Raw genomic sequence first — 21,163 nt, forward strand, 5'->3', positions numbered from 1 at the left:
ACGGGACTGATGGGTTCACACTCTGATCATCGGGCATAAAGCATGTTCGATATGAAAGGGTTGGAGGAAATACCTATGCCGCATCCATTGTCTCGCAAAATCAAGGCCGCCGCTTTTGCTGGCGCCGCATCGCTCGCGCTTTCTGCTTGTGCCACGGTGCCCGGTGCCAACGTTGCACCAGGATCGCCGATAACGGCAGAAGAAGCCGCGCAGGGCGCGCAGTATCACCCGCAATTTGTGGCCGAATTTGGCGGCGAAATGACCGGACCTTATGCCAGCTATGTCCAGCAGGTCGGCGCCAACGTGGCCGTCCAGTCCGGACTTGCGAACAGCCGTGATGCTTTTGACGTGACCCTGCTGAATTCCAGCGTTAACAATGCCTTCGCCGTTCCCGGCGGGTATGTGTATGCCACGCGCCAGCTCGTCAATCTGATGAATAACGAGGCAGAACTTGCAGCCGTGTTGGGCCACGAAGTCGGCCATGTCGCCGCACGTCATTCCGCCCGCCGTCAGGCAGCCGCGCAGCGCAACCAGATCCTTGGTGTTGGCGGGGCGATCCTCTCGTCAGTCTTGCTTGGTGGTAACAACCCGCTTGGCCAACAGCTCTCGCAGCTTTCGTTACAGGGTTCGCAGCTCGCCACGCTGAGTTACTCGCGCAACCAGGAACTCGAGGCCGATCAGCTCGGCATCCAGTATCTGAACCGTGCAGGATATGATCCGCGCGCAATGGCAACGCTGTTGCAAAGTCTTGCCGCACAAAATCAGCTCGATGCGCAATTGCAGGGCCGCGACAATGCGACAATCCCGGAATGGGCATCAACGCACCCCGATCCAGCCAGCCGCGTGCAAAGTGCGGCGCAACTGGCCGGCAATGCCACCGGCGTAACCAATCGCGAAACTTTCCTCAGCCGCATTGACGGTATGGTCTACGGCGATGATCCTGCGCAAGGCGTCATCGAGGGCCGGCAGTTCATTCACCCTGAGCTGCGTCTTAGCTTCACGGCACCGCAGGGCTTCTACATGGTCAACGGGACCCGTGCAGTATCGATCAATGGCGATGCAGGCAGGGCGCAGTTGACGACCGGCCCGTATAACAATGATTTGAATAGCTATTTGCGGTCGGTTTTTCAGTCGATTGGCGGTGATCAGCAGCAACTTGCCCCGGCAAATGTGCAGCGGACGACGATTAACGGACTGCCTGCAGCCTATGGCACGGCAACGGTCAACAATGGGCAGCAGCAAGTGGATGTGACCGTATTTGCATACGAGTTTTCACCAAACCAGGCCTTCCATTTCCAGGCAATTACGCCTGCGGGACAGGCCGGGACGTTCAATTCGCTGTTTAATTCGATGCGCCGCATCACGGCAAGCGAAGCTGGCAGCGTAATTCCGCGCCGGATCGACATCATCACCGCAGCGCGAAGCGATACTGTCGCGTCTCTGGCACGCAGAATGGCTTACACCGATGGGCAGGAGGCACGTTTCCGCGTGCTGAACGGGCTCGGTTCGGGGGGGCAGATTGTGCCGGGACAGCAATACAAGATTGTTGTTCGCGCCAACTGACGGCGGATTCGCGCCTTGATGAACTACAGGAGGGCTGCTCTTTACCGGGTGGCCCTTCTCGTATCTGCAGCCTGTCTGTAAATAGCGGACACAGAAAAGGGCGACAGGTTTCCCTGCCGCCCTTTTTTCTTGCCGTGAGGCGAAGCGATTAGCCTGCTGCGTCGGCGTTGGCAGTGTTCGCTTCGGTCAGCTCGGTCTTCACGTTGTTGAAGGTTGTGCTGAGTTCTTCGCCGAGGCTCTGCAATGCGGTGATAGCAGCAACGGCGATAAGGGCAGCAATCAGGCCATACTCAATAGCGGTCGCGCCTTGCTCGTCACGGATGATAGATTTGAAGAAAGCCATTTGTCGTCTCCTGATTTTGGTCTTCAATACCCATTTCGACTAGGTGTATTTATTCGACGCAACCCGACTAAGGGTTTTTCCTTGAAAAATTCCTAACGCACCTCGCATTGTTTGCGGCGGATCAGTCGTGCCAAAACATTGGCTAAAATGACCATGTCTGCGTGTGCGCTGCAGACAAAAAGAAAGGGCGACAGGTTTCCCTGCCGCCCTTCTTTTCTTGCCGTGAGGCGAAGCGATTAGGCTGCTGCGTCGGCGTTGGCAGTGTTCGCTTCGGTCAGCTCGGTCTTCACGTTGTTGAAGGTTGTGCTGAGTTCTTCACCGAGGCTCTGCATTGCGGTGATGGCGGCAACAGCGATAAGAGCGGCAATCAGGCCATACTCGATGGCGGTTGCACCCTGCTCGTCACGGATCATGTTCTTGAAGAAAGTCATTTATAGTCTCCTGGTTAAAGTCTTCGGTACCCGGTTCGCCTGGTTTCCCAGATTGAACATCTCCCCAATTAAGGGACATTCCTTGAGAAAGTCCTAATTCGGCCTCAAGATTTTGGATCGCTTACTTTGGTCGAAACAAATTCCCACATCGCAATCGTTTCGGTTGCGAGTCCCTGAAGAGCCGTAATCATGGCAATCACGATCAATGCAGCGATGAGACCGTATTCGACAGCCGTCGCGCCCAGATCATCTTGCAATAGCTGCTTCAGGAAATTCTTAGCCGACACAGGATTGTCCCCTATTGGTAGAGCGCGATGATGCCGAATTGCATGGCTAGGGGTTAAGAATTGGTTGATGCGGAGCATGGAAGTGGAAAATAATCCGACATGGATGGCAGTCGTCGCCCTGGCTTTATTTGACGAGGCGGGGCGCATGCTGATGCAGCAGAGACCTATTGATCGGCATCACGGCGGGCGATGGGAATTCCCGGGAGGGAAGGTGGAAAGCGGCGAAACTCCGCGGTCCGCGCTGGTGCGGGAGATTGAAGAGGAGCTGGCACTTTCGTTGAGTCCAGCGCTGCTCCAACCAGGCCCATTCGCGGAAGAAGTGGGCGATCGGCACATTGTCCTGTTTCTTTACACGTCGCGCCAGCTGTGCGGTGATCCTGTTGCACATGACGGACAGAACTGGGGTTGGTTTGCGCCAGCCAAGGCCGAACAGCTCGATTTGGCTCCGATGGACCGGGCATTGCTACGACAAATCGCGGCTTTCGCACCATAGGGCCTTGCCAAGCATAGCGGCCCCCCTTATGTGCCCGCCTCTCAAGTGCGCCCGTAGCTCAGCTGGATAGAGTACCTGACTACGAATCAGGGGGCCGGAGGTTCGAATCCTTCCGGGCGCACCAATAAAGGCCATCCTTCGCCAGAAGGGTGGCCTTTATTGGTTCTGCCAAGCAGATATTCCCTGATCCTGTCGGCTTCGGTCTGTAAATTCCCAGCGTATGGAACTTTGGTGCGGGCAAACCCGTTGGTTAGCCAAACACAGATCAGGAGAATTTTATGAGCACCGACATTTTTTCCCGCCTCAAGGAAGATCACGAAAAACACCGCGCAATTCTGGACAAGCTTGCCGAAACCAGCGGCGACACTGAAGAGCGGCGCGAGCTGTTCGAGAAGTTTACGCTGGAAGTAAAAGGCCATGCCGCTGCAGAGGAGCAGGCGCTGTATTCGACAATGCTCCGCAAGCCCAAATCGACAGATGACACGCGGCATTCTGTCGCAGAGCATCATGAACTGGAAGAACTGCTGAATGATCTGGCTGCGACGGATATGTCGTCGCCCGCATGGATGGCGAAGTTCAAGACACTAGACCATGACTACCGCCACCACATCAACGAAGAAGAGGAAGACCACTTTCCCGACTTCGACAAGCTCTTGACCGACGAAGACCGTGAGCACATGCGCAGTGTCTTCGATCGCAGAAAAAAGGCGGAAAAGGCAGATGCCGAAATGACGCCAGAAAAGATGGAAGACGCCAAGGACTGATCCTTCGCGTGTTTGAATTATCGGTCCGGAGGGGCGTTTGAACGAAATCGCAGACCGGGTCGAAGGGTTCGACGATGAATCGACAGAGGCGGGCGTGTGGCGGTATGCTCACGCCCGCCGCGTTCGTGTGGTGATCGACGGGGAAGACTATTTCGATCTGATCCAGCAGGCCATGTTGAAGGCGCGCCAGCGAATACTGCTGATCGGGTGGGATTTCGACACCCGCATCCACCTCAGTCGTGGCCGCCGCTGGTGGCAAAAGGGCTGGAAGCGGGATTATCCCTCTCGCCTTGGCAGCTTCATCCTCTGGCTCAACCGTCATCGCCCCGATCTGGAAATCCGGATTCTGAAATGGAGCTATGGCGTCCTGAAGTTCCTCGGGCGTGGCTCCATGATGATTGATCTCGCGCGGTGGTGGCCGCACCGGAAGATCGATTTCAAATTCGATACCAATCATCCCGTTGGCTGCTCCCACCATCAGAAGATCGTAGTGATCGATGATGATTTCGCAGTGTGCGGCGGAATCGATCTGACTGGCGGACGCTGGGACACGCGTGAGCACCAGGATAATGATCGGCGCCGGAAACATCCGAACAAAGCCCCGTATGATCCCTGGCACGATGTGACGATGATGATGGAGGGCGACGTGGCAGGCGCGCTTGATCAGCTTGGCCGGCAGCGCTGGATTGCTGCCGGAGGTGAAGCCTTGAAGCCTCCTGAATCCGATCCGGGCAGTGCTTGGCCGGATGGACTGGAGCCGCATTTCGAGAATATCGAAGTCGGTATTGCCCGCACTCGCGCTGCGCATGACGGGATGCCCAAGATAGACGAAGTGGAGCAGCTTTTTGTCAAACAGATCGCTGCAGCGAAGCAGTTTGTTTATGCAGAAAACCAGTATCTGACTTCGCGAACGATATGTGAGGCAATTGCGAAGCGCTTGCAGGAGGAAGATCCGCCGGAGTTCATCTTCGTCATGCCGAAAGCTGCCGAAGGCTGGTTGGAAGAACAGGCCATGTCACCGGCGCGTGCGCAGCTGGTGCAGGCCCTGGAAGAACTCGATTCCAAAGATTGCTTTCACCTTTATGTGCCGTACTCCAAAGAAACGCCGATATACGTTCATGCCAAGCTGACCATAATCGATGACCGCGTGCTGCGGATTGGTTCTGCGAATATGAACAACCGGTCTATGGGGCTGGATAGCGAATGCGATGTATTCATTGATTGTGACCGGCCGGGCAACGACAACGCCCAGCCGACGATAACCATGCTGCGGCATTCCTTGCTCGCCGAACACCTGGGAATTCGCGAAGAAACCGTGCCGGAGCTGGTAGAACGATATGGATCGATGGCGGCGATGATTGAGGCTGCCGGTGATAGGGCTCACCGACATCTGGAGCCGTTTCACCCGCATGTGGACGAAGGCTTTATGGCTGATCTGGCAGGGCGCCAGACCTTTGATCCGGAAGAGCCGGAAGAGCTGTTTGAAATCCGCAAGCCTCGCCATGGCCTTTTTCGTGCCGGCAGCCTATTGGCAAAAGCCCGTACGAAATTGAGCAGAAAGTCTAAGCGCTGAAATGACAAATGTTGTGGACCCCAACAGCGATGAAGCGCGCGGCAAGTCGCCGGTACCAGAGCATGTGCAGGACGCGATCCGCACCCTCATCAGTTGGTCTGGCGATGACCCCGAACGTGAAGGCCTGATCGATACGCCAAAGCGGGTTGCAAGGGCTTGGCTGGAGTATTGTCAGGGCTATCAGGAAGATCCCGCTGTTCATCTGTCCCGCGTGTTCAATGAAGTGGGTGGCTATGACGAAGTCGTCCTGCTCAAGGACATTCCTTTTCAAAGCCACTGTGAACATCACATGGCGCCGATCACCGGCAAGGCTGCCATCGCCTATTTGCCGAAAGACAAGGTTGTGGGCATTTCCAAACTGGCGCGGGTGCTGAACGGCTATGCACGGCGTTTGCAAATCCAGGAAAGACTGACCGCCGAAGTGGCGCAGTGCATCTGGGATAACCTCCAGCCTCATGGTGTTGCCGTAGTGATCGAGGCGCAGCATGGCTGCATGACCGGCCGCGGAGTTCGCACGCCCGGGGTGGGTATGATCACCAGCCGCCTGCACGGCTGTTTCCTGGAAGACCACCGGAGCCGCAAGGAAGTGCTCAGCCTGATGGGCTATTGAGAGTAACTTCTTCTGGCGTAAAGATTTAGAATTGAAGGAACATACATGACCGCTTTGTACGTAAGGGGTGGGCAGAAGCTCAAAGGCAAGATTGAGCCATCGGCAAACAAGAATGCCGTCTTGCCCGTTTTGTGCTCCACACTTTTGAGCGATGCGCCGATAATGCTGCGCAACGTACCGGAGATCACCGACGTTACGCGTATCCATGCGTTTTTCAGCGATCTTGGCAGCACGGTAGAGTGGGACAAGGACGCAAAAACGTTCAGGATCGATCACTCGACCATACCTTCGGGCGCGAAGGCCAAATTGCCGCAGGCGATGCGCGCTTCGATCATGATGATCCCCGGCCTGCTGTCGCGCTTGGGCGAGGCGCGGCTGGAACATGAAGTGAAGGGCTGCACACTCGGCGCGCGCGAGATCGACCCGCACGTCGCCGTGTTCAAGGCCTTTGGTGCTGAAGTGTCCTACGAACAGAAAGACATCGTCTTCAGCAATGCACGGCGCGGCGATGGCACACGCATGTGGCTGGAATACGCTTCTGTCACCACGACCGAAAACTTCATCATCAGCGCGTTGACGGCAAATGGCACCAGCCAGATCGTGAACGCTGCGTGTGAGCCGCACGTGCAGGAAATGTGCACCTTCCTGGAAGCGATGGGCGCGGTGATCCGGGGCAAGGGCACTTCAATGGTGTCCATCGACGGCTGTAAGGAATTCAAGCCGGTCGATTACACTTTCGTCGAGGATTTCCACGAAATTGCTACATTCATGGCGCTGGCGGCGGTGACTGGAGGCGATATATCCGTGCGTAATACGCGGCCAGAGGATTTCATGCTGATCGACCGCACGTTCGAGAAATTCGGCGCGCATGTGGAGCATAAGGATGGCTGGTCGCGACTTGATGCGCCGGAACAGCTGGTTGTGCAGCAAAACTTTACCAGCCACATCACAACCAAGGTGGAGGCCGCGCCTTGGCCATATATCCCTGCCGATTTGCTGCCGATTTTTATTGCACTGGGTGTGAAAGCACGCGGACAGACGATGTTCTGGAACAAGGTGTATGAGGGCGGGCTGACATGGCACACGGAACTCAGCCTGTTCGGCGCGCACACTTTGCTTTGCGACCCGCATCGCCTGATTACCTTCGGCGGGGACAAGCTGGTCCCGGCAACTGTGACCAGCCCGTATATCATCCGGGTTGCGATCGCGATGCTGATGGTGGCTGCATCCATCGATGGCGAGTCCACCATCCTTGACGCAGACCCGATCCGCCGCGCGCACCCAAACTTTGTCGACAATATCGACAGTTTGGGCGTCGATGTCCGGTGGGAGGACTAAGGCGCGATCTAAATTACTGCAATTGCAGAGATTTGCATTCCTCTTTTGCTGCGCCAATTTGGCAGGTGATTGGTGAGCCTTGAGTATTTTTACTTAAGTGGATATTCGTACTCCTCCAAAACAATAGGGGGAATAGTTATGAAGAGAATTCTTGCATTTGCTTGCATTGCTTCGCTTGCGGCCTGTTCGGGATCTGAAGAGGCGGCCGAACCTGCGGCGCAAGAAGAAATCGCGGTAGAAGAAGTGGCTTTCGATCCAGCCGCACTTTCTACAGCGGAGGAATCAGCTGGCACATATGATCTTGTGTATGCTGACGGTTCGATTGGCGAAATCACCTTGACCGGCGATGGCAGCTTCTCATTCACAATGGGTGACGAGACTTCGACTGGCACGTTCGAAATGCCGGGAACGGGCAAGTATTGCTACACTGTCGAAAGCGGAAGCGCGGCAGATGGCTGCTTCACAAATAGCGCCCTGAACGAGGATGGCACATGGCTATCAACCAATGACGAGAACGGTGACGTAACGATTGTCTCGCTCCGCGAGGGCTGAGTAATCTGTTTCGCGCATGAAAAAGGCCCGCAAGGATTGTTCCGTGCGGGCCTTTTCTATTATCGTTCGTTGCTTGATCAGAGCTGGCCGAGCATCGTTTCCGCGTTGGAAACGCTGAATTCGCCGGGGCCTTCGACATTGATCTCGCTCACGACACCGTCATCGACGATCATCGAATAACGGTTCGAACGTGTACCCATGCCGTAGGCGGAGAAATCGGCATCGAGGCCGAGCGCCTTGGCGAAATCTGCGCTGCCATCTGCAAGCATCGTAATGTCGCCTGCGCTGTTGGATTCCTTCCATGCGTTCATCACGAAAGCATCGTTCACCGCGGTGCAGGCGATTTCGTCTACGCCCTTGGCCTTCAGATCAGCAGCATGATCGACATAGCCAGGCAGGTGCTTGGCCGAACACGTCGGTGTGAAAGCGCCGGGTACGGCAAACAGCGCAACCTTGCGGCCAGCGAAAAACTCAGCCGAACTGACCTTTTGCGGGCCTTCAGCGGTGGCCTTCACCAAGTCTACTACGGGCAGCTTGTCGCCTTTTGAAATCGTCATACTGTGTGTTCCTCCACATCATTGGTGTTGCTCAGATAAGCGTGGAACGATGTTACGCAAGGATAGTGCCCGTTGCACCGCACAAAAGTGGGGGTTTACGGTTTGATCCGCCCCGACTATGGCCCGCAGTATATCGGCGTTGCACGGAGCCCCGGCGACGCTTCATCCGAATAGACAGGAGAAGTGCCCGTGGCTGACGCTGCATTCAACGACTATATCATCAAGGATATCACTCTGGCTGATTATGGCCGTGCTGAAATCAACATTGCCGAAACCGAAATGCCGGGGCTGATGGCCACGCGTGAGGAATTTGGCGAAACCAAGCCGCTGTCCGGCGCGCGGATCACCGGTTCGCTGCACATGACGATCCAGACTGCGGTACTGATCGAAACACTCACCGCTCTGGGTGCAGAAGTACGCTGGGCAACCTGCAACATCTTTTCGACACAGGATCACGCTGCCGCCGCAATGGCCGCTGGCGAAATTCCGATTTTCGCGGTGAAGGGTGAAAGCCTTGCCGATTATTGGGATTATGTCGGCAATATTTTCGATTGGGAAAATGATGGCGATGGCACGACCGCCAACCTCATCCTGGACGATGGCGGCGATGCGACCGCGTTCGCGCTTTGGGGTGCCCGCATCGAAGCTGGCGAAGAAATGCCGGATCCGACCAATGACGAAGAAATCGAAATGCAGCGCGCGCTGAAGGCGTTCCTGAAAAAGAAGCCGGGCTACCTCACGGCCACGGTGAAGAACCTGAAGGGTGTTTCGGAAGAAACCACTACGGGCGTCCACCGCCTCTACTCGCTTTCAAAGGCGGGCAAGCTGCCTTTCCCGGCGATCAATGTGAACGACAGCGTGACCAAGTCGAAGTTCGACAACCTTTACGGCTGCCGTGAATCGCTCGTCGATGCCATCCGCCGCGCTACCGATGTGATGTTGAGCGGCAAGGTCGCTTTCGTTGCCGGATACGGCGATGTCGGCAAGGGTTCCGCACAATCGCTGCGCGACGGCGGCGCTCGTGTTCTGGTCAGCGAAATCGATCCGATCTGCGCCTTGCAGGCGGCGATGGAAGGTTATGAAGTCACCACGTTGGAAGACGCTGTGACCCGCGCTGATATCTTCGTGACCACGACGGGCAACGAAGATGTCATCACCGCCGATCACATGAAGGCGATGAAGCCCATGAGCATCGTGTGCAACATCGGCCACTTCGATTCCGAAATCCAGATCGGCGCGCTCAGCAATTACGAGTGGACCGAACTGAAGCCGGGTACGGATCTGGTGAAGTTCCCCGATGGCAAGCAGATCATCGTGCTCGCCAAGGGTCGCCTGGTGAACCTTGCTTGCGCAACTGGCCACCCCAGCTTTGTGATGAGCTGTTCCTTCACCAATCAGGTGATGGCGCAGATGGAACTGTGGGACAACGCCGACAGCTATAAGAACGACGTTTATGTTCTGCCCAAGCATCTCGACGAGAAGGTCGCTGCGCTCCATCTCGAAAAGCTTGGCGTGAAGCTGACCAAACTGAGCAAGCAGCAAGCCGATTACATCGGCGTGCCGCAAGAAGGCCCGTTCAAGCCCGAGCATTACCGCTACTAATCTGATTGGCCCCTCCCGTAATTGGGAGGGGCTATTCATACCGCGCCCATTGCATCCCGGCGCGCGCTCACATAGCTGACAAAGCAATGGAAATGTCGCCCACCGCGTTGGCCTTGCTGGGCCTCTTGCTAGCTGCTTGGACAGCGGGGGCAGTGTGGCTGGTTATCGGCTCACTACGGCGCGCACGTGCGGCGCGAAATGCCCGCAGTACGGTCCGCCGCCTTTCCCGCATGATAGACGATTCGCCAGCAATACCGCTGCTGGTAAAGGCTGATGGCAAGATAGAAGGACCGGACAGGCTGGCTGCCTGGCTTGGACTGGACAGTCTACCGGGCTTCCTCTCCGAACTCGATACCGGCAAGGCCGGGTTGAGCGAGGGCGATCTGGAACAGCTGCGCGATGCTGTACGTCGCACCCAGAAAACCGCTGCACCGTTCCGGATGATGATCACCCCGCGCGGATCTGAAAAGAGCCTCGCGCTGCGCGGGCAACTCGCCAATGCAGCGGTTGCCGCGGGCGGCGCGGTTATGATCTGGTGGTTCGATTTTTCCGAAAGCCAGGGCGAGCTGTCACGGCTCAGATCCGAGACTGCCAGAGCACGGAATGATTTTGCGGCTTTGGTTGGCCTGATCGAGGCGGCGCCGATGCCGATGTGGTTCCGTGGTCAGGATATGAGCCTGCGCCTCGTCAATTCCGCCTATGTAGAAGCCGTGGGTGCGAAAAGCGCTGCGGAGGTGGTAGAAAAGCAGGTTGAGCTGGTGGAGGTCGTGGATGGCCTTTCCGCTGCGCAAATTGCGAAGCAGGCGCTCGATCATGACATGCCGATAGAGCGGATCGTGCAGGCGACGGTCGGCAGCCAGCGCAGGACATTGCGAGTCAGCGATCTGCCTTTGGGGACAGAGGGTGTTGGCGGTTACGGCATTGATATCGAGGAATTGGAAGAAGAAACCCGGGCGTTTCGTGCGTTCCGCGCTGCACAGCGATCCATGCTGGATCAACTTTCCGTAGGCGTGGCGCAATTTGATGAAGAGCGGCGTCTGACATTCGCCAACCAGCCTTTCCGACGGATATTCAAACTACCAAATTCTGCACAACTGGAATCTCCGCGCTTCGAACGTTTCCTCGATATGGCCCGTGACGCATCGCGGCTGCCCGAAGTTCGCGATTTCCCGGAGTGGCGGGAGGAACTAGCCGGATGGTTCCAGGCGAGCGCTCCGATCGAGGAATCCTGGCCTCTGCCGGACAGCACCCATTTGCGTATCGTCGCTCAGCCTATGCCTGATGGTGGCCTTGTTCTTGTTGCAGAAGACCGCTCCGAACAGCTTGCCCTGTCGGCCACACGCGACACTTTGCTCCGCACCCGGACAGCGACGTTTGACTCGCTGTTTGAATCGCTGGGGGTATTTGCTCCCGATGGCCGTATGCAGCTGTGGAACCGCAGCTTTCCCGCGATCTGGGGCGTTCCAGAAGAGTTTTTTGACGAGCACCCGCACGTCGATCAATTGCTCGACCGGATATCGAATCGTCTTGCCCGCCCCGGCCAGCGCAAGGCTATTGGTGAAGTTGTGCGCGCTGCAACGCTGGACCGGAAAGGGCAGGGCGGGCGCGTGGTTCTATCCGATGGGCGCACGCTGGAATTTGCCGGAGTTCCGTTGCCTGACGGCAATGGCCTGCTGACTGTTATGGACGTAACCGATTCGACCAAGGCCGAAGAGGCGCTGCGGGAACGTGCCTCCGCACTGGAAGAGGCGGACGCGGTGAAGACCAGGTTCCTTGCCAACATGTCTTACGAATTCCGCACGCCGCTAACTTCTATCGGAGGTTTTGCGGAGCTGCTGCAATCCGGCATTGCCGGTGAATTGACGCCGCAAGGCAGCGAATATGTCGATGCAATCCTTTCTTCGGTGGAACGCCTCTCGACCCAAATCGAAAGTGTTTTGGACCTGACGCAGAGCGAGGCCGGATTACTACCTATTGCAACGGAAGCCGTCGATCTGCTTGAATTCACCACCCATGTTGCGCGTAGCCGTGAAGAAGCTCTCGAAGCCAAGAAGCTAACTCTTGATCTACGCGGCGACAAGAGTGCAGGCAGTGTGAATGCAGACCGCCGGCAATTGGGCAGGGCGGTAGGAAATCTGCTCGACAATGCCATTGGTGCAACGCCTGATGGCGGGCGCATTCTTGTGGCGCTGTCGCGGCGCAAATCTGGTGCGCGGATCATCATTTCGGATAATGGTGATGGCATGAAGCCCAGTGAACTGGCACGCGCGCTGGACGGTTATCGCCTTGCCGGTAGCGACGGCAGGGACGGCAAGCGCGGGCTTGGCCTGCCATTGGCGCGGCAATTGATTGAGGCGCATGGCGGACGATTGGAAATCCAGTCCGAAAAGGGTGTAGGCACGACGGCAACGGTGATGCTTCCGTGAAGCTGCCTGACCTTGCGTCCATGTCAGACTTCGGAGCGCGCATCGCAGTACAGCTTCGCCCAGGTGATGTGATAGCTCTGTCTGGCGGTTTGGGCACAGGCAAGACGACGCTGGCCCGTGCAATTCTCAGGGCTCTTGGCCATGAGGGCGAAGTGCCGTCGCCGACTTTCACCATAATTGAAACTTATGACGCGCTTGATCCGCCCGTTGCACATGCAGATTTCTACAGGCTTGCAGACCCGTCCGAGGTCGAGCAACTTGGTTTGGATGACTACCGCGAGGGTGCCGTATTGATCGCAGAGTGGCCGGATCACGCTGGCGGCTTCGCGCATGAGGCGGGATGCCTTCAAATTGCGCTGGAAATTGCGGAAGATGGCCGGAAGGCAATTGTCACTGCGGGCAAGGACTGGTTAGAGCGGTTGCCATGACACGTGAAATGCCCGCCGGGCTGAATGAATTCCTCGAAAATGCAGGTTGGGGCGCGGCGCAGATCGAGCCGCTGGCGGGCGACGCCAGTTTCCGGCGCTATTTTCGCATCCGCCGCGATGGCCAAAAAGCCATGTTGATGGATGCCCCGCCTCCGCATGAGGACCCTCGTCCCTTCATTCATGTGGGGAAATGGCTCGCTGAACACGGTCTTCGCGCGCCAAAGATTTATGCAGAGGATGCGCAGAGCGGCCTCGTACTGATCGAGGATTTCGGCAATGATCGCATGCGCGACTGGCTGGATGATCATCCAGCCGAAGAACAGCGGGCCTATGCCGATGCAATTGATGCACTCGTGCAATTGCACCAGAGCCCGCCTGGGCCGTTCGATCCCTATTCGCTTGAAACTTACTTGCGTGAGGTTTCCCTCTTTTCCGATTGGTTCTGCCCCGCTGCAGGGCTTCAGGTAGATTCGATGGGTTTTCTGGCTGCATGGCGCGAGGCGCTTGGCCCGCTGTTGATGCGCCAGCAACCCGGTGTAACGGTTTTGCGGGACTATCATGCAGAAAACATCATGCTGCTCAGTCCGGCAGGCGAGTATCGCGGAGAACAGGGCCTGATAGATTTTCAGGACGCATTGGTCGGCCATCGTGCTTATGATCTGGTGTCGCTTCTGCAGGATGCGCGGAGGGAAGTTTCCGAGGAACTGGAAGGAAAGATGCTGGAACATTATCGGTCCGGCATCGATTGCGATACCGAATTTGAAGGCGATTACGCCCGCCTCGGTGCGCAGCGTAATGCCAAGATTGTCGGCATTTTCACGCGCTTGTCACAACGTGATGGGAAACCGCATTACCTTTCCATGATCCCGCGCGTTTGGGCTGCGATGGAGCGAGATCTGGCGCATCCCGTTCTGGCCCCGGTTGCCCGGTGGTTCGATGCCAATATTCCTGATGAGGTTCGCGCTGCAAAGGGCGGCGCTTTTCAATGACCGGGCTCGCCTCAGACACCGCCATGGTTCTTGCTGCCGGCATGGGCAAGCGTATGCGCCCGCTGACGGCAACCCAGCCCAAGCCGATGGTGCGAGTGGCAGGCAAGCCCCTGATAGATCACACGTTGGACCGGCTTGTAGAAGCGGGAATCGACCGTGCGGTCGTCAATGTTCATTACCTTGCCGACAATCTCGAAGCGCACCTGAAATCGCGCAAGGCGCCGCAGATCACTGTGTCGGACGAGCGCGCGCAACTGCTGGAAACCGGCGGCGGAATGGTCAAGGCGCAAGGCGATTTGCCTGACCCGTTCTTCTGCCTGAATTCGGACAACATCTGGCTTGATGGGCCGCGCGATTGCTTTACTGATTTGTCGGCGATGTGGGACCCCGATATGATGGACGCGCTGTTGTTGGTTGTCCCGCATAAGAAAGCCCACAATTTCCGCGGTCTGGGCGACTTCAATCTGGACGAGCTGGGCCGCGTGAGCCGCCGCACTGAAGCGCGGCTTGCGCCTTTCATCTTCACCGGGATCCAGTTGATTTCAAAGCGTTTGCTGCGCGAGGCGCCCGAGGGACCATTCTCCACAAATACGTTGTGGAGCCGCGCAATCGAGGAAGGCCGTTTGTACGGCGTACCGTTCACAGGCGAATGGTTCGAAGTTGGTACACCCGAAGCGATCCCGCCCACCGAGGCGGCACTGCGCGATGTCTGACGGGCGCAAGCCGCAGGTTTATTCCATTGCCGCCCATCGCGGTTTTGCAGATGCTTTGGTGGCCGGATTGGTGCCGCGCTATTCTGAAGACAGTTTTGGCCTCGCCCGGCTGACTTTGCTGCTGCCTTCTGCCCGTGCGGCTCGTACATTGTCAGACGCATTCGTGCGCCATGCCGGGGCAGCGGGCAACGCCGGGCTGCTCATGCCGCGCATGGTGATGGTCGGCGATCTCGATCTGGATGAGGCGCTTGGCCCCCTGTTTGATTCCCTTGGGGCCGGAGCGGCAATCCCGCCGGCCGCCGATCCTACGCGGCGGTGGCTGCGCCTTGCACAATTTGTGGGTGAGGCCGGCCAGCAATTGGGGCGGCAAGACATGTCGGCCAATGCGCGGCTCAGGCTGGCACGAGATATCGGCACTGCGATGGACCGTCTCTCGGTCGAGGAAATAGATGTCGAAGAACTGTGGGAAGAGCGGGTGCTGCAGGCGCTTGAGGCCAATGCCGATCACTGGCAGCAAAACACCAAGCTGTTCTACACGGTCAGCAAGATGTGGCAGGCCGAATTGGCGGATCGCGGAGAACTGGACGCGTCAAACCGCCGCAATCTGCTGTTTCGTGAAGCTGCGCGACGGATGCAGGGCAATCCCCCGGAAACACCGATTGTTGCCGCAGGTGTGACCAGTGCCGCACCGGCACTTGCCCGAATGTTGCGCACGGTTTCAGAACTGCCGCAAGGCGCGGTTATTCTGCCTGATCTTGATTTGTCCATGTCGGCAGAAGTCTGGGACGAATTGGGCGCAGCGGGCAATCCTGAGGCGGAGATGCCATTCGAAAAGGGTGATGCCGTTACCCATCCGCAATATCATTTGAAGCTGCTGCTGGCCCGCATGGGTTTGGCGCGTGAAGAAGTGCAGCAGTGGCACAGGGCTGGCCTTGCAAAGGGCCCGCCAGAGCGCACACATGCGATTTCCAGCCTGTTCCTCCCGCCAAAGGCAAGCAAGGCATGGGTTGATCTTCCCGCAGGTAAGCGACGCCTTGCCGGTGTCTCGCTGGTAGAAACAGCCAATCCCGAGGAAGAAGCGCAAGCGATTGCGTTGCAGGTGCGCGAAGCTCTGGAGGAGCCCGAGAAACGGGTCGCCGTCGTCACACCGGACCGCGGTCTGGCGGGCCGCGTGGCGCAGCATTTGCGGCGCTGGAACATTTCAGCCGATGATTCCGCAGGGCAACCCTTGTCGCAAACAGCTGCTGGTCGCGTGATCCTGCTGTTGAGCGAAGTTGCCGCAGAGGCAGCACCTCCGGTTCCGTTGATTGCGCTGCTGGAGCATCCGCTCGTAGCATTCGGAGATGGCCGGGCGGACTGGCTCAAAAATGCGCGCAGTTTTGAAGGCGAGCTGCGGGGGCCGCGCAAAGTGCCCGGTCTTGCAGCGCTGCGACCTGTGGCTGAGAAGGCCAAGGTTGCGGAATGGTTCAGCGAAGTCGAGACTATCCTGAACCCGTTGCTGGAACCTGCCGCGCAGCGCGGCTTTGCCGATTGGCTCGATCTGTTGGCAGCATCTGGAGAGGCAATGTGCGGAGAGGCCTTGTGGTCACGTGAGGATGGCCGTGCCCTGTCTGCCTTTGTAGAGGAACTGCGCTTGCACGCCCGCGACGTGCCAGTTGCTCTTGAGCCTGCCGATCTGCCTTCGGCCTTGCGCGATGCGATGGACCGGGTGGCGGTGCGTCCTTCCTATGGCGGGCATCCGCGCGTGGCGATTTACGGCCTGCTGGAAGCGCGCATGACGCGGGCCGATCTGGTGATTTGCGGCGGCCTTAACGAAGGTGTCTGGCCTCCGTCACCATCCACCGATCCGCTGCTGGCGCCGGCAGTGCTGCGGGCGCTCGGCGTACCCGGCGCAGACTTTCGCATTGGCCTTGCTGCGCACGATCTGGCGGGCGCATTGGGCGCGCCTGAAGTCATCCTGAGCCGGGCAAGGCGCGAGATATCCGGCCCCGCGATTGCTTCCCGCTTTCTCTTGCGTGTTCGTGCTCTGCTGGGGCAAGCGATGACCGACGATGCGACCAACTCCGGCTTGGTCGACCTTGTTCGCGCGATTGATGATGGCCGCGGCCAAGACGAATCGACCCATCCGCAACCTAAACCCATGCCAAGCGCGGAGCAGCGGCGGGAGGATATCAGCGTTACTTCGCTCGATCGTCTGCGCTCCGATCCGTATGAATTCTACGCGAGTAAAATCCTGAAGCTGTCGGAACTCGACCTGCTTGATGCCGATCCCGGACCAGCGTGGCAGGGAACGCTGGCCCACTCGATCCTTGAGGACTGGCACGAAAATGGCGGCTCTCTCGAAGATCTTGCGGACAAGCACCTGGCCGAGCTTTCGGCGCATCCTTTGCTGCGCGCCTTATGGCGGCCGCGTCTGTTGCGGGCGCTCGACTGGGTGAAATTGCAGCTTGCCAGCGAGCCAGGACGTGATCCGGTGAAGTGGGAAGCATGGGGCGAAATGCATGTTGATGGCATCCGCATTTTTGGGAAGGCTGACCGCATTGATCGCTTGCCCGATGGCTCTTTCGCTGTGGTCGATTACAAAACCGGCTCCCCGCCTACCGGTGCGCAGGTCGAGAATGGCTATGCACTGCAATTGGGAACTATCGGTTTGATCCTACGCGATGGCGCGTTTGGCGAAAAAGGTGACGATCCGGTTTCCGGCCACGCCACGCGCTTCGAATACTGGTCGTTGGGACGCAATTCCAAGAGCGAAACGGGCTTTGGCTATGTCACAACGCCGCTGCTTGAAGGCGCCAAGCGTAGCGGTATTCCGCCAGATGACTTCCTGCCTGAAACAGAGCGGTTTCTGGAAGAAGCATTAGCCAAATGGATACTGGGTGATGAACCGTTTACCGCTCGGCTCAATCCCAATGCACCAGGCTATTCAACATATGATCAGCTGATGCGCCTTGAAGAATGGCAGGGCCGCGAAGGAAGCGGGGCATGAGCGGCAAGGTCTTTCCCCTAAAAGACAATCAGCGTGATGCTGTAGCGCCGGATGACAGCGTTTGGCTGTCTGCTTCAGCCGGGACGGGCAAGACACAGGTCTTGTCCGCGCGCGTGCTGCGGCTTTTGCTGACCGAAGGCGTCAGCCCCGATCAGATCTTGTGCCTTACCTTTACCAAGGCGGGCGCCGCCGAAATGGCCACGCGCGTGAACGAAGTGCTGGCCAATTGGGTGCGGATGAAGCCGGAAGCGCTGGCCGCTGACCTCAATGCCATTGGTGCCAAGGGTGACGATGCAACCATTGCGCGTGCGCGAACCCTGTTTGCCTCTGTACTCGATTGCCCCGGTGGCGGTTTGCGCATCGATACGATCCATGCATTTGCCCAGTGGCTTCTCTCCGCCTTTCCGGAGGAGGCGGGACTGACGCCTGGCACGCGGCCAATGGAAGATCGTGACCGCATTCTGTTGGCAGGCCGTGTTCTTCGCGAATTGCTGTTGGATTGGCAGGAGAGTGAACCCAGTGCGGTGGAGGCGCTGGAGATGTTATCACTGCGCATGGGGCCGGACGGCGCACGCGGTTGGCTGATGCGCTGTGCGATGGCGCGGGACGCGTGGTTTGGGCCGTCGGCGTGGCAGCCGCCCATGCAGGCCCGTGTGAAGCAATTGCTGGGTTTGCCCGCCGATATCACTGCCTATGCTCTGGCAGGCGAATGCGCGGAAGGTACACCGGGTATTGAGCTTATCCGGCAGGTAATGTGGTCGTATGACGAATGGGGTACCAAAAGCGGGCAGAAATTTGCCGGCCTCATCGGTGAATGGTTGCTGGGTTCGCCTGAGGAGCGATTTGCGGGCAGCGGCGCTTTCCTGGGCGATCTGTACAATGACAAGGGTCTGCTCAAATATCAGGGCAATCTGGAAAAGCAGAACGCCGCAATTACCGCTTTGGCCGAACAGGTACGCCTTTGGTTGGAACAGGTGGCGGAGAAGGCGACCTTGCTGGCACTGGTCGATATAATCACGCCCGCGCTGGAAATCGGGCGCAAGTTTGCAATTGGCTGGGACGAGGCGAAGCAGCGCGAAGGGTTGGTCGATTTCGACGATCTGATCCGCCGCGCCGCCACTCTGCTCGGCGACAACGATATGTCTGCATGGATTCGTTACAAGCTGGATCGGCGTTTCGATCATGTGCTGGTTGATGAAGCGCAGGACACCAATCAGGAACAATGGGCGATTATCGGCGCGCTGACAGATGATTTCTTCTCTGGTGAAGGCCAGAAGGGCGATCGGCAGCGCACACTGTTCGTGGTTGGTGATTACAAGCAGGCTATCTTTGGCTTTCAGGGCACCAGTCCGGAAAACTTCAGGTCAGCGCGTGATAGCTATGCGAGCAAATTGCGAGCGCGGCGGGAAAACGCAGCGCAGTCGCGGCAAAACGTCAGCGCACGTGACCTGCAGGAGCTTGGGCTGGGGAGGTCATACCGTACCGCGCAAAGCGTGCTTACCTTCGTCGATGCAGCGATTGACGCGATTACTCCGGCAGCGTTTGGTCTGGATCGACAGCCCGATCCGCACGAGGGTGATAACCGCCCCGGGCTTGTTACCTTGTGGAAGCCCGTTCCGGGAAAGCCCGAAGATGCGGACGAGGAAGACGGTCTGGAAATACGCGTGTCGGAACCGGAAAGGCGCATGGCAGACGCTTTGGCGAAGCAGGTCAAGGGCTGGATCGACAACGGATTCGCGCTTTCCAAAGGCAAGCCGCGCAATGCCGGACCAGGTGACATCATGGTGCTGGTGCGCAAGCGCAAGGATCTTGCCGGCCTGATCGTAGCGCGTCTGCATGCTGCGGGTGTTCCGGTGGCCGGTGTTGACCGGTTGCGGCTTGGCGCCCCGCTGGCCGTGAAAGACTTGATGGCAGCGATCCGCTTCGCCGCGCAGCCAAATGACGATCTGGCGCTCGCCTGCCTGCTTGTCTCGCCTATCTTCGGGTGGTCGCAGGAACAATTGCTGGAGCATGGATACCGCCCCAAGGATCGCCGTTTGTGGGATCATCTGCGGAGTAGCAAACATGCAGAGGCAAGGGCCGCGGCAGACAGGCTTCGTGATCTGCTCGCCCAGGCGGATTTCGAACCTCCGCAGGCTTTACTGCACTGGCTTCTGGTCGGCCCGTGGCGGGCGCGTGCCAAGCTGGTCGCGCGTTTGGGCCGGGAGGCGAATGACCCGATTGACGAATTGCTCAATGCCGCGCTGCAATTCTCCGCCGCCAATACTCCTAGTTTACAAGGATTTATCTACTGGTTTGATGCCGGCGATGGAGAACTGAAGCGCGAAGCAGAAGGAAGCGGGAACGAGGTCCGTGTGATGACTGTCCACGGCTCCAAAGGATTACAGGCTCCGATCGTGATCCTCGCCGATGCTTGCGGTGATCCAGATGCTTCGCGTACTTCCGGCCTTGACCTGGTGGAGGACAAACCAGGCAACGAAATTGGCCTCACATTGCCGCTACCGCCGCTTTCCGGTGACGAGCGGGTTGGCCGGATTGCAGAAGCCGAGGAAGCTGTGAAGGCCTCTGACCGGCAGGAGCACTGGCGGTTGCTGTATGTCGCCATGACCCGCGCGGAAGAAGCGCTGTTTGTTGGCGGATCACTTGGAAAACGTGAAACAGAGCCCAAACCCGATAGCTGGTATGCGCGTCTGGAGCCGCTGTTTGGCGGCGATTGGCTGGACGATCAGCACTGGGGCGCACGGATGGAACACGGCGAACGCGGCGTTCCTGTTGAAAAGCGTTTTCAGACCGATCTGTCTCTGCCGATGGTTTTGCCGGCATGGGCCACGCGGCCTGTGGGCGAAGAACCGCGCCCGCCGCGTCCGCTGGCGCCTTCTGCCAGTACGGACGAACAAGGCAGCGACCCGCCGCTTCCAGCGGAACAGGCCGCCATTGCCGCCCGGCGCGGAGTGTTGATCCATTCGCTGCTGGAACGGCTGCCGGATGTGCCTCCTGCGCTGCGCGCTGCCGGGGGCAGGGCATGGCTTGAGCGGCACGGCACAGGCCTAGACCCCGCAGAGCGAGAAGACATGCTTTTACGCGCGTTGGCAGTGCTGGACGATCCGCAATGGCGTGAACTGTTCGGGCCGGATGCTTTGGCCGAAGTACCGCTCGTCGCGACTGTGGGCGAGCAGGTTATTGCCGGTACGGCAGACAGGCTGTTGGTGACGGAAAGCCGCATCATGGTCGCTGATTTCAAGACCGCACGGCGTCCGCCGGTGTCGTTGGAAAGCGTGCCCCTCTCCACGTTGAAGCAGATGGGAACCTATGCCGCTGCGCTGGCCGTGATCTTCCCCGGCAGGGAAATTGAAGCGGCGGTATTATACACCCAGACACCCCGCCTCATCGCCATCCCGGCAGAGGTTCTGTCCGCCCATCATCCGTCTGCAAAAGCGCAGCTGGGGGCAGACTAAGGAAAGCTATCGCGCCTCAGGCATTGAGGAATTAGAGTTCATGCCCAGAT

The 21,163-nt window shown here is 58.2% G+C and carries 18 protein-coding genes and 1 tRNA gene; 15 read left to right on the forward strand and 4 right to left on the reverse strand.

All coding sequences use genetic code 11. The annotated features are described in order from the left end of the window. Positions 1-51 precede the first annotated feature (51 nt). Positions 52-1,563 carry a M48 family metalloprotease gene (locus tag AB731_RS11905; protein WP_407921648.1) on the forward strand — a complete coding sequence of 504 codons (1,512 nt, stop codon included), beginning with the start codon at positions 52-54 and terminating at the stop codon, positions 1,561-1,563. Between the two features lie 148 nt (positions 1,564-1,711). Here AB731_RS11905 and AB731_RS11910 read toward each other — a convergent pair whose 3' ends face one another. From AB731_RS11910 to AB731_RS11920, 3 genes are all read right to left on the reverse strand, one after another. Then, positions 1,712-1,906 carry a Flp family type IVb pilin gene (locus tag AB731_RS11910; protein ID WP_047310223.1) on the reverse strand — a complete coding sequence of 65 codons (195 nt, stop codon included), beginning with the start codon at positions 1,904-1,906 and terminating at the stop codon, positions 1,712-1,714. Positions 1,907-2,142: 236 nt separating this feature from the next. After that, a complete protein-coding gene (locus tag AB731_RS11915) occupies positions 2,143-2,337 on the reverse strand; it encodes a Flp family type IVb pilin (RefSeq protein ID WP_047310224.1) in 195 nt (64 codons plus the stop codon). Between the two features lie 104 nt (positions 2,338-2,441). After that, positions 2,442-2,702 (reverse strand): Flp family type IVb pilin, encoded by a 261-nt coding sequence (locus AB731_RS11920; RefSeq protein ID WP_173425766.1) that lies wholly within the window; start codon positions 2,700-2,702, stop codon positions 2,442-2,444. Here AB731_RS11920 and AB731_RS11925 point away from each other — a divergent pair. The 7 genes from AB731_RS11925 (at position 2,701) to AB731_RS11955 (ending at position 7,954) form a co-directional block, all read left to right on the forward strand. Next, a complete protein-coding gene (locus AB731_RS11925) occupies positions 2,701-3,117 on the forward strand; it encodes an NUDIX domain-containing protein (RefSeq protein ID WP_047094624.1) in 417 nt (138 codons plus the stop codon). The genes AB731_RS11920 and AB731_RS11925 overlap by 2 nt on opposite strands. Positions 3,118-3,164: 47 nt before the next feature. Further along, positions 3,165-3,241, forward strand: a tRNA-Arg gene (locus AB731_RS11930). Positions 3,242-3,395: 154 nt separating this feature from the next. After that, positions 3,396-3,881 (forward strand): hemerythrin domain-containing protein, encoded by a 486-nt coding sequence (locus AB731_RS11935; protein WP_047094616.1) that lies wholly within the window; start codon positions 3,396-3,398, stop codon positions 3,879-3,881. A 37-nt stretch (positions 3,882-3,918) separates the two neighbouring features. After that, a complete protein-coding gene (locus tag AB731_RS11940) occupies positions 3,919-5,454 on the forward strand; it encodes a phospholipase D-like domain-containing protein (RefSeq protein WP_047094615.1) in 1,536 nt (511 codons plus the stop codon). Between the two features lies 1 nt (position 5,455). Further along, on the forward strand, positions 5,456-6,064 hold the full coding sequence (folE, locus tag AB731_RS11945) for a GTP cyclohydrolase I FolE (protein WP_047094614.1): 609 nt from the start codon (positions 5,456-5,458) through the stop codon (positions 6,062-6,064). A 45-nt stretch (positions 6,065-6,109) separates the two neighbouring features. After that, positions 6,110-7,402: a UDP-N-acetylglucosamine 1-carboxyvinyltransferase gene (locus AB731_RS11950; protein ID WP_047094613.1), complete on the forward strand. Its 1,293-nt coding sequence runs from the start codon at positions 6,110-6,112 to the stop codon at positions 7,400-7,402. A 138-nt stretch (positions 7,403-7,540) separates the two neighbouring features. After that, on the forward strand, positions 7,541-7,954 hold the full coding sequence (locus AB731_RS11955; protein ID WP_047094612.1) for a hypothetical protein: 414 nt from the start codon (positions 7,541-7,543) through the stop codon (positions 7,952-7,954). Positions 7,955-8,031: 77 nt separating this feature from the next. On the opposite strand, the gene AB731_RS11960 is transcribed toward AB731_RS11955, so the two are convergent. Then, on the reverse strand, positions 8,032-8,511 hold the full coding sequence (locus AB731_RS11960; protein ID WP_047094611.1) for a peroxiredoxin: 480 nt from the start codon (positions 8,509-8,511) through the stop codon (positions 8,032-8,034). A gap of 189 nt (positions 8,512-8,700) precedes the next feature. On the opposite strand from AB731_RS11960, the gene ahcY reads away from it, so the two are divergent. From ahcY to addA, 7 genes are all read left to right on the forward strand, one after another. Further along, entirely contained in the window at positions 8,701-10,113 is a 1,413-nt protein-coding gene (gene ahcY / locus AB731_RS11965) for an adenosylhomocysteinase (RefSeq protein WP_047094610.1), read from the forward strand. An 86-nt stretch (positions 10,114-10,199) separates the two neighbouring features. After that, positions 10,200-12,539 (forward strand): PAS domain-containing sensor histidine kinase, encoded by a 2,340-nt coding sequence (locus AB731_RS11970; protein ID WP_047094609.1) that lies wholly within the window; start codon positions 10,200-10,202, stop codon positions 12,537-12,539. Next, the gene (tsaE, locus tag AB731_RS11975) at positions 12,536-12,967 is read left to right on the forward strand and encodes a tRNA (adenosine(37)-N6)-threonylcarbamoyltransferase complex ATPase subunit type 1 TsaE (RefSeq protein WP_082126476.1); all 432 of its coding nucleotides are present in this window, start codon (positions 12,536-12,538) and stop codon (positions 12,965-12,967) included. The genes AB731_RS11970 and tsaE overlap by 4 nt, the downstream gene beginning before the upstream one ends. Beyond that, complete coding sequence (locus AB731_RS11980; RefSeq protein ID WP_047094608.1) at positions 12,964-13,956, forward strand: aminoglycoside phosphotransferase family protein; 993 nt, start codon at positions 12,964-12,966, stop codon at positions 13,954-13,956. The genes tsaE and AB731_RS11980 overlap by 4 nt, the downstream gene beginning before the upstream one ends. Further along, entirely contained in the window at positions 13,953-14,669 is a 717-nt protein-coding gene (locus tag AB731_RS11985; protein WP_047094607.1) for a nucleotidyltransferase family protein, read from the forward strand. The genes AB731_RS11980 and AB731_RS11985 overlap by 4 nt, the downstream gene beginning before the upstream one ends. Next, positions 14,662-17,658, forward strand: a complete 2,997-nt coding sequence (locus tag AB731_RS11990; RefSeq protein ID WP_047094606.1) for a PD-(D/E)XK nuclease family protein — start codon at positions 14,662-14,664, stop codon at positions 17,656-17,658. The genes AB731_RS11985 and AB731_RS11990 overlap by 8 nt, the downstream gene beginning before the upstream one ends. Continuing rightward, positions 17,655-21,113 carry a double-strand break repair helicase AddA gene (gene addA / locus AB731_RS11995; RefSeq protein WP_047094605.1) on the forward strand — a complete coding sequence of 1,153 codons (3,459 nt, stop codon included), beginning with the start codon at positions 17,655-17,657 and terminating at the stop codon, positions 21,111-21,113. The genes AB731_RS11990 and addA overlap by 4 nt, the downstream gene beginning before the upstream one ends. Positions 21,114-21,163: the final 50 nt, after the last annotated feature.

Origin of the sequence: Aurantiacibacter marinus (assembly GCF_001021555.1) — a bacterium.
Lineage (GTDB): Bacteria > Pseudomonadota > Alphaproteobacteria > Sphingomonadales > Sphingomonadaceae > Alteraurantiacibacter > Alteraurantiacibacter marinus.

Bases quoted from the DNA above. Each gene is read 5' to 3' on its own strand.
- AB731_RS11905 (WP_407921648.1), top strand. From the start codon at position 52: ATGAAAGGGTTGGAGGAAATACCTATGCCGCATCCATTGTCTCGCAAA.
- AB731_RS11910 (WP_047310223.1), bottom strand. From the start codon at position 1,906: ATGGCTTTCTTCAAATCTATCATCCGTGACGAGCAAGGCGCGACCGCT.
- AB731_RS11915 (WP_047310224.1), bottom strand. From the start codon at position 2,337: ATGACTTTCTTCAAGAACATGATCCGTGACGAGCAGGGTGCAACCGCC.
- AB731_RS11925 (WP_047094624.1), top strand. From the start codon at position 2,701: ATGGAAGTGGAAAATAATCCGACATGGATGGCAGTCGTCGCCCTGGCT.
- AB731_RS11920 (WP_173425766.1), bottom strand. From the start codon at position 2,702: ATGCTCCGCATCAACCAATTCTTAACCCCTAGCCATGCAATTCGGCAT.
- AB731_RS11935 (WP_047094616.1), top strand. From the start codon at position 3,396: ATGAGCACCGACATTTTTTCCCGCCTCAAGGAAGATCACGAAAAACAC.
- folE (WP_047094614.1), top strand. From the start codon at position 5,456: ATGACAAATGTTGTGGACCCCAACAGCGATGAAGCGCGCGGCAAGTCG.
- AB731_RS11950 (WP_047094613.1), top strand. From the start codon at position 6,110: ATGACCGCTTTGTACGTAAGGGGTGGGCAGAAGCTCAAAGGCAAGATT.
- AB731_RS11955 (WP_047094612.1), top strand. From the start codon at position 7,541: ATGAAGAGAATTCTTGCATTTGCTTGCATTGCTTCGCTTGCGGCCTGT.
- AB731_RS11960 (WP_047094611.1), bottom strand. From the start codon at position 8,511: ATGACGATTTCAAAAGGCGACAAGCTGCCCGTAGTAGACTTGGTGAAG.
- AB731_RS11970 (WP_047094609.1), top strand. From the start codon at position 10,200: ATGGAAATGTCGCCCACCGCGTTGGCCTTGCTGGGCCTCTTGCTAGCT.
- AB731_RS11980 (WP_047094608.1), top strand. From the start codon at position 12,964: ATGACACGTGAAATGCCCGCCGGGCTGAATGAATTCCTCGAAAATGCA.
- AB731_RS11985 (WP_047094607.1), top strand. From the start codon at position 13,953: ATGACCGGGCTCGCCTCAGACACCGCCATGGTTCTTGCTGCCGGCATG.
- AB731_RS11990 (WP_047094606.1), top strand. From the start codon at position 14,662: ATGTCTGACGGGCGCAAGCCGCAGGTTTATTCCATTGCCGCCCATCGC.
- addA (WP_047094605.1), top strand. From the start codon at position 17,655: ATGAGCGGCAAGGTCTTTCCCCTAAAAGACAATCAGCGTGATGCTGTA.